Below are 12,162 nucleotides of genomic sequence, written 5' to 3'. Positions count from 1 at the left end.
TCCCGCGCCGACGCGAGGCCAAGGCGGCGCCTTGAAGCGCAACAGGGTGGCGTACGGGCGGCTGCGTGCCCCGTCGTGCTTCACTCCGCCCACTTCCGGCCGTCGTATGTCAAGTGAATCGCGTCCGGGCGCCCGTGAGTTCATTCGAAGGGGTGGCGAATGGTGGCGTTTCCGGGATCCCCGTGGCTGAGCGGGTGATCGTAGGATTACTGTGAGTGTGCGAGCCCGGGAGGCATATGCACCGATGGGTATGCCGGAGGCGAGTCGTCGGCTCGTTCGAAGGGTGAGAACCTCCGGACGGGAAGCCGTATTTACCGGCATTCTGATAGGGCTTGGCGCGCGACGGTCTCCCTCCGGGGCGACCGCGGGTCGCAGCGACGACAAGTGGTCTCAGGGATGGGGGCGTTCCAGTGAGCGGCAACGGCGGTAGCGGGACGAACGCTGACAAGCGCCCCAACGAGCTGCTCGGATCGTGGTTTGTGCGCAGCGGCTGGTCCAAGGGCGAGCTCGCCCGCCAAGTGAACCGCCGGGCCCGTCAGATGGGCGCCAACCACATCTCGACCGACACCTCGCGCGTGCGCCGCTGGCTGGACGGCGAGAACCCGCGCGAGCCGATCCCGCGCATCCTCTCGGAGCTGTTCTCCGAGCGCTTCGGCTGTGTGGTCTCCATCGAGGACCTCGGCCTGCGCGCCGCCCGCCAGTCGCCCTCCGCGTCCGGCGTCGACCTGCCCTGGACCGCCCCGCAGACGGTCGCCCTGCTCAGCGAGTTCTCGCGCAGCGACCTGATGCTGGCCCGGCGCGGCTTCCTCGGCACCTCCCTGGCCCTGTCCGCCGGTCCGTCCCTCATCGAGCCGATGCAGCGCTGGCTCGTGCCCACCCCCGCCTCCCCGCTCCCGCCCGACCCCGATCCGCTCCTCGACTCCCGCAGGCCCGGCCGGCTGTCCAAGCCCGAGCTGGACCTGCTGGAGTCCACCACGCGGATGTTCCGCCAGTGGGACGCCCAGTGCGGCGGCGGTCTGCGCCGCAAGGCGGTCGTCGGACAGCTGCACGAGGTCACCGACCTGCTCCAGGAGCCCCAGCCCGAGGCCACCGCCCGCAAGCTGTTCAAGGTCGCCGCCGAACTCGCGGAACTCGCGGGCTGGATGTCGTACGACGTCGGACTGCAGCCCACCGCGCAGAAGTACTTCGTCCTCGCCCTGCACGCGGCCAAGGAGGCCGGCGACAAGCCGCTCGGCTCCTACATCCTCTCCAGCATGAGCCGCCAGATGATCCACCTCGGCCGGCCCGACGACGCCCTGGAGCTGATCCACCTCGCCCAGTACGGCAGCCGCGACTGCGCGAGCCCGCGCACCCAGTCCATGCTGTATGCGATGGAGGCCCGCGCGTACGCCAACATGGGCCAGCCCGGCAAGACCAAGCGCGCGGTGCGCATGGCCGAGACCACCTTCGCCGAGGCCGACGAGTGGGACGAGCCGGACCCCGACTGGATCCGCTTCTTCTCCGAGGCCGAGCTGTACGGCGAGAACTCCCACTCCTTCCGCGACCTCGCCTACGTCGCCGGACGCAGCCCCACCTACGCCTCCCTCGCCGAGCCGCTCATGCAGCGGGCGGTCGAGCTGTTCGCCAAGGACAGCGAGCACCAGCGGTCCTACGCCCTCAACCTGATCGGCATGGCCACCGTGCACCTGCTGCAGCGCGAGCCCGAACAGAGTACGGCCTATGCCTCCCAGGCCATGGACATCGCCAAGAAGGTCCGCTCCGAGCGTGTGAACACTCGTATTCGAAAGACGGTCGACACGGCCGTACGGGACTACGGCGACCTCACCGCCGTCGTCGACCTCACCGACCAGCTCGCCGTCGACCTGCCGGAGACCGCCGCAGCGGTCTGACGCCTCCGGCTCCGTGCCCCGGCCGCGGCCGGTCCTCCCGAACTGCCCGACTCGGCTCCCCCGCGCCAGGTCATCGGAGAGGCCGCCGCGGCCGGCCTGTCTCCTCAGGGGCTGTCCGGAGGAGGCCGCGTCACGGCAACGATCTCCGAGTCCGGAATCCGGCGGTTCATCCAGGCGTAACAAGCAGGGCGCCTTCGTCACCCCGGCGAAACAACGAGTGGCTTCGACCGAAACCGCGCTGCGTCAATCTCGTGGCGCATAACCGGCCCACCCCACACCCGCCGGACCGCTCAGGCACCGCCCGCACGGGGCCGTACCAACCGACGAGGAGACGCCGATGGCACCAGCCATCACGCTTGCCGCGGAGGCACCCAAGCTGTCTGCCGCGAACACAGGCTTCATGCTCATTGCTTCCGCCCTGGTGCTGATCATGACGCCGGGCCTTGCCTTCTTCTACGGGGGCATGGTCCGCGTCAAGAGCACCCTGAACATGCTGATGATGAGCTTCATCAGCATGGGCATCGTCACCCTTCTGTGGGTGTTCTACGGCTTCTCCCTCGCCTTCGGCACGAACAACGGCCTCATCGGCTGGGACTCCGACTGGTTCGGTCTGCGCAAGATCGGCCTGACGGAGCTCTGGCCCGGTTACACCATCCCGGTCTTCGTGTTCATGGTCTTCCAGATGATGTTCGCGATCATCACCCCGGCCCTGATAAGCGGCGCCCTCGCGGACCGGGTGAAGTTCTCGGCGTGGTCGCTGTTCATCGCGCTGTGGCTCACGATCGTCTACGTCCCGGTCGCCCACTGGGTCTGGGGCGCCGACGGCTGGGCCTACAAGCTCGGCGTGATCGACTTCGCGGGTGGTACGGCGGTCCACATCAACGCGGGTGCGGCGGCGCTCGGTGTCATCCTCGTCATCGGCAAGCGCGTCGGCTTCAAGAGGGACCCGATGCGCCCGCACAGCCTGCCGCTGGTCATGCTCGGCGCCGGCCTGCTGTGGTTCGGCTGGTTCGGCTTCAACGCGGGCTCCTGGCTCGGCAACGACGACGGCGTCGGCGCGCTGATGTTCGTCAACACCCAGGTCGCGACGGCCGCCGCCATGCTGGCCTGGCTCGCCTACGAGAAGATCCGCCACGGCGCGTTCACCACGCTGGGCGCCGCCTCCGGCGCGGTCGCCGGTCTCGTCGCGATCACCCCGTCCGGTGGCGCGGTCTCCCCGCTCGGCGCGATCGCCGTCGGCGCCATCGCCGGTGTCGCCTGCGCCGCGGCCGTGGGCCTGAAGTTCCGGTTCGGCTACGACGACTCGCTCGACGTCGTCGGCGTCCACATGGTCGGCGGCATCATCGGCTCCCTGCTGATCGGCTTCTTCGCCACCGGCAAGGGCCAGTCCACCGCGACCGGCGTCCTCTACGGCGACCACTCCTTCACCCAGCTGTGGAAGCAGTGCGCCGGTGTCGGCGCGGTCCTCGCCTACTCCCTGATCGTCTCCGCGGTCCTCGCCTTCCTGCTGGACAAGACGATCGGCATGCGGGTCACCGAGGACGAGGAGATCTCGGGCATCGACCAGGCCGAGCACGCCGAGACCGCCTACGACTTCAGCGGCGCCGGCGGCGGTGTCATCGGTTCCGCCGCCCACGCCCCGGCCCTGGCCGCCGCGCAGACCAAGAAGGTGGACGCATGAAGCTCATCACCGCCGTCGTCAAGCCGCACCGGCTGGACGAGATCAAGGAGGCCCTTCAGGCATTCGGCGTCCACGGTCTGACGGTCACCGAGGCCAGCGGTTACGGTCGTCAGCGGGGCCACACCGAGGTCTACCGCGGCGCCGAGTACACCGTCGACCTGGTCCCCAAGATCCGCATCGAGGTGCTGGCCGAGGACGACGACGCCGAGCAGCTGGTCGAGGTCATCGTCAAGGCGGCCCGCACCGGCAAGATCGGTGACGGCAAGGTCTGGTCCCTGCCGGTCGAGACGGCCGTACGGGTCCGCACCGGCGAGCGCGGCCCGGACGCGCTCTGACCACGATTCTGAGAAACGGGAGTCCCTGGGTGACGGGAACGGACGTGCGAACTGAAGCAGAGGACTCGGGACCCAGCGGTTACGCGGCGGCCCGGCTGCGCCTCCTCACCGAGGGGGCGCGGTCCGGGCCGCCGCGCCGTGCCGCCCTCGCGGAACTGACCGACGGCTGGCTGGCCGGACTGTTCAGCGCGGCGGCCGAGGGGGTGCAGGGGGTCTCTCTCGTCGCCGTCGGCGGCTACGGCCGCGCCGAGCTGTCCCCGCGCAGCGACCTCGACCTCGTGCTGCTGCACGACGGCTCCGACCCGAAGGCGGTCGCCGCCCTGGCCGACCGTCTCTGGTACCCCGTGTGGGATCTCGGTCTCGCCCTCGACCACTCCGTGCGCACTCCGGCGGAGGCCCGCCGGACCGCCGGCGAGGACCTGAAAGTCCACCTCGGCCTCCTGGACGCCCGCCATCTCGCCGGCGACCTCGGCCTCACCGCCGGACTGCGTACGGCCGTCCTGGCCGACTGGCGCAACCAGGCGCCCAAACGCCTCCCCGAACTCCAGGAACTCTGCGCCGAGCGCGCCGAACGCCAGGGCGAGCTGCGGTACCTGCTGGAACCCGACCTCAAGGAGGCCCGCGGCGGACTGAGGGACGCCACCGCCCTGCGCGCCGTCGCCGCCTCCTGGCTCGCCGACGCCCCGCGCGAGGGCCTCGCGGACGCCCGCCGGCGCCTGCTCGACGTCCGGGACGCGCTGCATCTGTCGACCGGGCGCGCGACCGACCGGCTCGCGCTGCAGGAGCAGGACCAGGTGGCGGCCGAGCTGGGGCTGCTGGACGCGGACACGCTGCTGCGGCAGGTCTACGAGGCGGCGGGGGTCATCTCGTACGCCAGTGACGTCACCTGGCGCGAGGTGGGGCGCGTGCTGCGTTCGCGCGCCGTCCGCCCGCGCCTGCGCGCCATGCTGGGTGGTGCGAAACCCGTCGCCGAGCGCTCCCCGCTCGCCGAGGGCGTGGTGGAGCAGGACGGCGAGGTGGTGCTCGCCCGTGCCGCGCGCCCCGAGCGCGACCCCGTGCTTCCTCTGCGCGCCGCGGCCGCCGCCGCGCAGGCCGGCCTCCCGCTCTCCCTGCACGCCGTACGGCGCATGGCTGCCACCGCGCGCCCCCTGTCCGCGCCGTGGCCCGCCGAGGCGCGCGAGCAGCTGGTGACGCTGCTCGGCTCCGGCCGCCCGACGGTGGAGGTCTGGGAGGCGCTGGAGGCCGAGGGCCTGATCAGCCGCCTGCTGCCGGACTGGGAGCGGGTCCGCTGCCGCCCGCAGCGCAACGCCGTCCACATCTGGACGGTAGACCGGCACCTGATCGAGACGGCCGTCCGCGCCTCCGAGCTGACCCGCCGCGTCAGCCGCCCCGACCTCCTCCTGGTCGCCGCCCTGCTGCACGACATCGGCAAGGGCTGGCCCGGCGACCACTCGGTGGCCGGCGAGATCATCGCCAAGGACGTGGCCGCGCGGATCGGCTTCGACCGTGCGGACGTGGCCGTGCTCTCGGCACTCGTCCGCCACCACCTGCTGCTGATCGAGACGGCGACACGCCGCGACCTCGAGGACCCGGCGACCGTCCGCTCGGTCGCCGAGGCGGTCGGCACCCAGAGCACCCTGGAACTGCTGCACGCGCTGACCGAGGCCGACGCCCTCGCCACCGGACCGGCGGCCTGGTCCTCCTGGCGCGGCTCCCTCGTAGCCGACCTGGTCCGCCGCGTCACCGCCGTGCTCGCCGGCGACGCCCCCGACGAGCCCGAGCCCGCCGCGCCCACGGCCGAGCAGGAGCGGCTGGCGATCGAGGCGTACCGCACGGGCGGCCCGGTCCTCGCCCTGCGCGCACAGACGGAGACCCAGACGGAACCGGCCACCGAGCAGGAGCCCGCCCAGGAACCCCTCGGCGTCGAGCTGGTCATCGCCGTACCCGACCAGCCCGCCGTGCTCCCCTCCGTCGCCGGTGTCCTCGCCGTGCACCGCCTCACCGTCCGCACGGCCGAGCTGCGCACCCTGCGCCTGCCGGACGACGTCGAGGACGGCTCGGTGCTGCTGCTCAACTGGCGGGTTGCCGCCGAGTACGGCTCCCTGCCGCAGGCGGCCCGGCTGCGCGCCGACCTCGTCCGCGCCCTGGACGGCAGCCTGGACATCGCCGGCCGCCTCGCCGAACGGGACGCGGCCTACCCCCGCCGACGCGGCTGGGTCGCCCCGCCGCCCCGGGTGACGGTGGCGCCGGCCGCCTCCCACCACGCCACGGTGATCGAGGTCCGCGCCCAGGACGCCCCGGGCCTGCTGCACCGCATCGGCATGGCCCTGGAGAAGGCGGGCGTGCGGGTGCGCAGCATGCACGTGAGCACGCTGGGCGCCAACGCGGTGGACGCGTTCTACGTCACCACGGGCGCGGGCGCGCCCCTGCCCGCGCCGGACGCGGCGTCCACGGCCCGGGTGCTGGAGGAGACGCTGCGGGCGTGACCGCATGGTCGGACAGGCGGCCCCCGGGCGTGCGCGGGATCGCCCCGCGCGCCGGATGCGGCGGGCGGGGACCGCTGACTTGTCGGGCCGGATACCCTGGAAGACGCTCAGACTGCCCCCGACTCCGAGGACCGACGCCGCCGTGTTCGATACTCTCTCCGATCGCCTCTCAGCGACTTTCAAGAACCTGCGCGGCAAGGGGCGCTTGAGCGAGGCGGACATCGACGCCACCGCACGCGAGATCCGCATCGCTCTGCTGGAGGCGGACGTCGCCCTCCCGGTCGTCCGCGCGTTCATCAAGAACGTCAAGGAGCGGGCGCTCGGCGCCGAGGTCTCCCGTGCGCTGAACCCGGCCCAGCAGGTCCTGAAGATCGTCAACGACGAGCTGGTCACCATCCTCGGCGGTGAGACCCGGCGCCTGCGCTTCGCCAAGCAGCCGCCCACCGTGATCATGCTGGCGGGTCTGCAGGGTGCCGGTAAGACCACCCTCGCGGGCAAGCTCGCCAAGTGGCTCAAGGAACAGGGCCACTCCCCGCTGCTGGTCGCCGCCGACCTCCAGCGCCCGAACGCCGTCAACCAGCTGAGCGTCGTCGCCGAGCGCGCCGGTGTCGCCGTCTACGCGCCCGAGCCGGGCAACGGCGTCGGCGACCCGGTCAAGGTCGCCAAGGACTCCATCGACTTCGCCAGGTCCAAGGTCCACGACATCGTGATCGTGGACACCGCCGGCCGCCTCGGTATCGACGCCGAGATGATGCAGCAGGCCGCGGACATCCGCGACGCGGTCTCCCCGGACGAGATCCTGTTCGTCGTCGACGCGATGATCGGCCAGGACGCCGTCAACACCGCCGAGGCCTTCCGCGACGGCGTCGGATTCGACGGCGTGGTGCTCTCCAAGCTCGACGGTGACGCCCGCGGTGGTGCCGCCCTGTCGATCCGGCAGATCACCGGCAAGCCGATCATGTTCGCGTCGAACGGCGAGAAGCTGGACGACTTCGACGCCTTCCACCCGGACCGGATGGCCTCCCGCATCCTCGACCTGGGTGACCTGCTCACCCTGATCGAGCAGGCGGAGAAGACCTTCAGCCAGGAAGAGGCCGCCAAGATGGCCTCGAAGCTGGCGTCCAAGAAGGGCCAGGACTTCACCCTGGACGACTTCCTGGCCCAGATGGAACAGGTCCGGAAGATGGGCTCCATCTCCAAGCTGCTCGGCATGCTGCCGGGCATGGGCCAGATCAAGGACCAGATCCAGAACATCGACGAGCGGGACGTCGACCGCACCGCCGCGATCATCAAGTCGATGACCCCGGTCGAGCGTCAGGACCCGACGATCATCAACGGCTCCCGCCGCGCGCGTATCGCCAAGGGTTCCGGCGTCGAGGTCAGCGCCGTGAAGAACCTGGTCGAGCGGTTCTTCGAGGCCCGCAAGATGATGTCCCGCATGGCGCAGGGCGGCGGCATGCCGGGCATGCCGGGGATCCCGGGCATGGGCGGCGGCCCCGGCCGGCAGAAGAAGCAGCAGAAGAAGGCCAAGGGCAAGCAGCGCTCCGGCAACCCGATGAAGCGCAGGCAGCAGGAGCTGGAGGAGGCCCAGCGCCGCGAGGCCGCCGCCCAGGGCGGGAACGCCTTCGGGCTGCCGCAGCAGGGCGGCCAGGACTTCGAGCTGCCGGACGAGTTCAAGAAGTTCATGGGCTGATGCCCCTCGCGGGGTTCGCCCCGCGGGGTTCGCCCCGGGTTCACCGCTGGGCATGCCAGGGGTTGGTCATTGTCGTACGGTCCGGATATGACCAACCCCGCGCCGCCACGCAAGTCGCCCGACCAGCCCTGGCGTACCGAGGGCGCTCCCGACGAGCCGCAGCAGCCGCCCGGCGGGCGCCGGATGCGTGGCGGCTGGTGGCGGCTGATCGTCACCGCGCTGGTCGTCTACCTGATCGCCAACCTGGTGCTGTCCTACTTCGACCAGGCCAACGAGCCGACGATCGCGTACACCGAGTTCAGCAAGCAGGTGAACGACGGGAACGTCGCCAAGATCTACGCCAAGGGCGACTCGATCCAGGGCCAGCTCAGGAAGGCGCGGAAGAAGCCCGAGGGCGGCGGGAACTACACCAAGTTCAACACCGAGCGTCCGTCCTTCGCGAACGACAACCTCTGGTCGAACCTGACCAAGCACAACGTGACGGTCACCGCCGAACCGGTCGTCCAGCACCGCAGCTTCCTGTCCAACCTGCTGATCTCGCTGGCGCCGATGCTGATCATCGTCGCCCTGTGGATCCTCGTCGCACGGAGGATGAGCGCGGGCCTCGGCGGGGCGGGCGGCATGCTGGGCCGCAAGGCGCCGCCGAAGCCGGTCGAGCTGGTGCCGGGCGAGAAGCGCACCACGTTTGCGGACGTGGCCGGCATCGACGAGGTCGAGGGCGAGCTGAACGACGTCGTCGACTTCCTGAAGAACCCCGACGCCTACCGTCGCATGGGCGCCAAGATGCCCCGCGGCGTGCTGCTCGCCGGCCCGCCCGGCACCGGCAAGACACTGCTCGCGCGGGCGGTCGCCGGAGAGGCGGGTGTGCCGTTCTTCTCCGCGTCCGCGTCCGAGTTCATCGAGATGATCGTGGGCGTGGGTGCCTCGCGCGTGCGGGAGCTGTTCGCGGAGGCCCGCAAGGTCGCCCCGTCGATCATCTTCATCGACGAGATCGACACCATCGGGCGGGCCCGCGGCGGCGGCGCCACGATGGGCGGGCACGACGAGCGCGAGCAGACCCTGAACCAGATCCTCACCGAGATGGACGGCTTCTCCGGCTCGGAGGGCGTCATCGTCATCGCGGCCACCAACCGTGCCGACATCCTCGACCCGGCCCTGACCCGCCCCGGCCGCTTCGACCGGGTGGTCCAGGTCTCGCCCCCGGACCGCGGCGGCCGCGAGGCCATCCTGGAGATCCACACCCGCGAGATCCCGCTCGCCGACGACGTCGACCTCGCCCAGGTCGCCCGTACGACCCCGGGCATGACCGGCGCGGATCTGGCCAACCTCGCCAACGAGGCCGCCCTGCTCGCGGTGAAACGGCAGCAGCAGCGCGTGACCCGGTCCGACATGTCCGACGCCCTGGAGAAGGTCCAGCTCGGCGCGGAACGCCCGCTGGTGATGCCCGAGGAGGAGCGCCGGCGCACCGCCTACCACGAGAGCGGACACGCCCTGCTCGGCATGCTCCAGCCGGGCGCCGACCCGGTCCGCAAGATCACCATCGTGCCGCGCGGCCGCGCGCTCGGCGTCACCCTGTCCACCCCGGAGGCGGACAGGTACGCGTACACCGAGGAGTACCTGCGCGGCCGCATCATCGGCGCCCTCGGCGGCATGGCGGCCGAGCACGTCGTCTACGACGTGATCACCACCGGCTCCGAGAGCGACCTGGAACAGGTCACCAACATCGCGCGCGGGATGGTGTCCCGCTGGGGCATGAGCCGGGAGGTCGGCCGCCTCTCCGCGCTCCCCAACGACGCCCAGCAGGCCTACGGCCTCGCCGCCGCCCCGCAGACCCTCGACGTCATCGACGCCGAGATGCGGCGGATCGTGGACGAGTGCTACGAGGAGGCCTGCCGCAAACTCCGCGACCACCGCGGCCAGTTGGACGCCCTCGCCCAGGCCCTGCTGGCCAGTGAGACGCTGGAGGAGGCGGACGCGTACCGGATCGCCGGGATCACCCGCCTGACCAAGGACGCCGACGAGGCCTAGGGCACCCGGGCGACGAGGTAGCGGAAGACGTTCGGCATCCACACGGAGCCGTCCGGGCGGCGGTGCGGGTGCAGGGCTTCCGTCAGCTCCTTGTCGACCTGCTTGGCGTCGGTCGCCGCGATCGCCGCGTCGAACAGGCCGGTCGACAGCAGACCGCGTGCGGCGCTGTCGACGTCCGCGTACCCGAACGGGCAGGCCACCCGCCCCGAGCCGTCCGGCTTCAGCCCCGCCCGCTGCGCGACCTCCTCCAGGTCGTCCCGCCGGGCCGGCCGCCAGCTGCGCGCGCTGCGCAGCGGGTCGGCCAGTTTCGTCGCCACCCGCAGCACCGAGGAGGTGGCGCAGCGCTCCGGCGGACCCCAGCCGGCCAGCACCACGGCGGCCCCGCGCGCGGCCAGCGGCAGCGCGTCCGCCAGCAGCTCGCCGAGCCCCTCGGAGTCGCCGGCGAGGCAGCCGATCGGCTCGAAGACGGTCACCAGGCCGTACGCGGCCGTCTCCGCGCCGGTCGCGTCACGGGGTAAGCCGTCGATGAGCCGCGCGGCCGCACGCGCGCGGGACCGGCTTCTTCCGCCGCGCGGGCCCACCCCGCCGCTGCCGCCGCGCGGGGCGTCCGCCGCCAGACGGTCGCGGGCGAGGGCGAGCCGTTCGGGGGAGGCGGAGTCGACCCCGGTGACCTCGGCACCTCTGCCCGCCGCCAGCAGCAGCGCGAGCCCGGAGCCGCAGCGCAGGCCCAGCAGCCGGGTGGCGGGGCCCACTTCGAGTCGTTCGTAGACGGCTTCGTAGAGCGGCACCAGCATCCGCTCCTGGATCTCGGACCAGTCACGCGCGCGTGCGCACAGGTCCGCGCGGGGTGCGTAGCCCGCGCGAGACACGTGCTGCGGCACGAGCGTAGGTGTCATAGGTAAGCGCCCCAATCCGCCGACAGTTCGCCGCTGTGCCCGGTTGCGTGGCCCCCGTGCCGTGCGCGCGTACTTCCCACGTATGTCAGGTAACTCCCGGCTCGCGGCTCCGTCCAGGGGGCGTGGGGTTCCGCTTGGGCTCCGGACGCGGGTGTGGCGAGATTTCACATGCCGGTCATCTGGATGGCCGTACGGTGTCCGCCTCCGGGGTACCGGCTGGTGCCGGGGCGTCGGACGGCGAAGGGTAACGTCACGGCGGTCCCGGACGCTGACCGAAGTGAGGCATCGCGAGGAGAGCGGCCGAAACGTCTCTTGCGCAGCCGCCGGCCACGGCCGCACCGGGCCGTACATGCCGGTGCGTACGGCGGACTACGCACCAGCTTGATATGAGCTGTGCGGCTTCTCCGCAGATCAGCGCACCCGCCCTCGTCCGGACGCATCAGCGGCAACTGACGGGTACGTGCAAATTATTTGGGATGCCCCGGAATAGGAACACAGCGGCACCCCCGCTCGTTGTCATTACGTGAGCACGACACAGACACCACCTGTTCTCGCCGCAGAGCTGGCGCAGGCGTGGGCCGACATTCAGCGGTACCACCCCGAGCTGCCGGACCTCGCCGCGCCAGAGTCCCTGATCGGGGAGTCGTCGTCCGCGTGCGGGCACGAGCTCTCCTTCGAGCGACTGCTCCATGAGGCAGTCCACGGCATCGCCGCCGCGCGTGGGATCCGCGACACCTCCCGCGCCGGCCGCTACCACAACCGCCGCTTCCTCGCGATCGCCGAGGAGCTGGGCCTCGACCACCCCGAGGAGCCGCACCCGAGCAGCGGCTTCTCACTGGTCACGCTCAACCCCGAGGCCAAGCGGCGCTACCGCCCGACCATCGAGCGGCTGCAGCGCGCGCTGAAGGCCCACACGGCGGCGACCGCCTCGGACACCCCCCGCAGCTTCCGGGGTCCGGCCGCCCGGCACGGCTCCTCCGGCGGCGGCGTGCGCGTCAAGGCGGTCTGCGACTGCGGCCGCAACGTCCGCGTGGTGCCCTCGGTCCTGGCCCAGGCCCCCATCGTCTGCGGCGGCTGCGGCAAGCCGTTCAGAATCCCGGAGGTCGCGGGAGCGGCGTAACCGCGGACGGCCACGGAGTACCGGCATCTCGTGG

General features: G+C 71.6%; 8 protein-coding genes. 7 read left to right on the top strand and 1 reads right to left on the bottom strand.

Features of this window, described 5'->3' with window-relative positions; translation table 11 throughout:
- The first annotated feature begins 410 nt into the window (after positions 1–410).
- The 6 genes from nsdA to ftsH all read left to right on the top strand — a co-directional run bounded on the left by nsdA (position 411) and on the right by ftsH (position 10,112).
- The gene (gene nsdA / locus ACZ7HQ_RS29670; RefSeq protein WP_470996265.1) at positions 411–1,889 is read left to right on the top strand and encodes a transcriptional repressor NsdA; all 1,479 of its coding nucleotides are present in this window, start codon (positions 411–413) and stop codon (positions 1,887–1,889) included.
- A 337-nt stretch (positions 1,890–2,226) separates the two neighbouring features.
- On the top strand, positions 2,227–3,570 hold the full coding sequence (locus ACZ7HQ_RS29665) for an ammonium transporter (RefSeq protein ID WP_470996262.1): 1,344 nt from the start codon (positions 2,227–2,229) through the stop codon (positions 3,568–3,570).
- The gene (locus ACZ7HQ_RS29660; RefSeq protein WP_100828472.1) at positions 3,567–3,905 is read left to right on the top strand and encodes a P-II family nitrogen regulator; all 339 of its coding nucleotides are present in this window, start codon (positions 3,567–3,569) and stop codon (positions 3,903–3,905) included. Before ACZ7HQ_RS29665 ends, ACZ7HQ_RS29660 begins: the two co-directional genes overlap by 4 nt.
- A gap of 29 nt (positions 3,906–3,934) precedes the next feature.
- Positions 3,935–6,391, top strand: coding sequence for a [protein-PII] uridylyltransferase (locus ACZ7HQ_RS29655; RefSeq protein WP_470996259.1), 2,457 nt, complete (start codon positions 3,935–3,937; stop codon positions 6,389–6,391).
- A gap of 142 nt (positions 6,392–6,533) precedes the next feature.
- Positions 6,534–8,084 carry a signal recognition particle protein gene (ffh, locus tag ACZ7HQ_RS29650; protein ID WP_470996256.1) on the top strand — a complete coding sequence of 517 codons (1,551 nt, stop codon included), beginning with the start codon at positions 6,534–6,536 and terminating at the stop codon, positions 8,082–8,084.
- Positions 8,085–8,171: 87 nt separating this feature from the next.
- Positions 8,172–10,112: an ATP-dependent zinc metalloprotease FtsH gene (gene ftsH, locus ACZ7HQ_RS29645; protein ID WP_470996253.1), complete on the top strand. Its 1,941-nt coding sequence runs from the start codon at positions 8,172–8,174 to the stop codon at positions 10,110–10,112.
- Here ftsH and ACZ7HQ_RS29640 read toward each other — a convergent pair.
- Positions 10,109–11,008 (bottom strand): class I SAM-dependent methyltransferase, encoded by a 900-nt coding sequence (locus ACZ7HQ_RS29640; RefSeq protein WP_470996249.1) that lies wholly within the window; start codon positions 11,006–11,008, stop codon positions 10,109–10,111. The two genes, ftsH and ACZ7HQ_RS29640, sit on opposite strands and share 4 nt — an antisense overlap.
- Before the next feature lie 523 nt (positions 11,009–11,531).
- On the opposite strand from ACZ7HQ_RS29640, the gene ACZ7HQ_RS29635 reads away from it, so the two are divergent.
- Complete coding sequence (locus ACZ7HQ_RS29635) at positions 11,532–12,128, top strand: hypothetical protein (RefSeq protein WP_470996245.1); 597 nt, start codon at positions 11,532–11,534, stop codon at positions 12,126–12,128.
- The last annotated feature ends 34 nt before the right edge of the window (positions 12,129–12,162 follow it).

This window comes from Streptomyces sp. NPDC037290 (assembly GCF_055603245.1).
The sequence above is the reverse complement of the archived record's forward strand: the minus strand, read 5'-3'. Positions and strand labels throughout refer to the sequence as shown.

Excerpts from the sequence above, each read along its gene's own strand:
- ACZ7HQ_RS29665 (WP_470996262.1), top strand. The coding sequence starts at position 2,227 with ATGGCACCAGCCATCACGCTTGCCGCGGAGGCACCCAAGCTGTCTGCC.
- ACZ7HQ_RS29660 (WP_100828472.1), top strand. The coding sequence starts at position 3,567 with ATGAAGCTCATCACCGCCGTCGTCAAGCCGCACCGGCTGGACGAGATC.
- ftsH (WP_470996253.1), top strand. The coding sequence starts at position 8,172 with ATGACCAACCCCGCGCCGCCACGCAAGTCGCCCGACCAGCCCTGGCGT.
- ACZ7HQ_RS29640 (WP_470996249.1), bottom strand. The coding sequence starts at position 11,008 with ATGACACCTACGCTCGTGCCGCAGCACGTGTCTCGCGCGGGCTACGCA.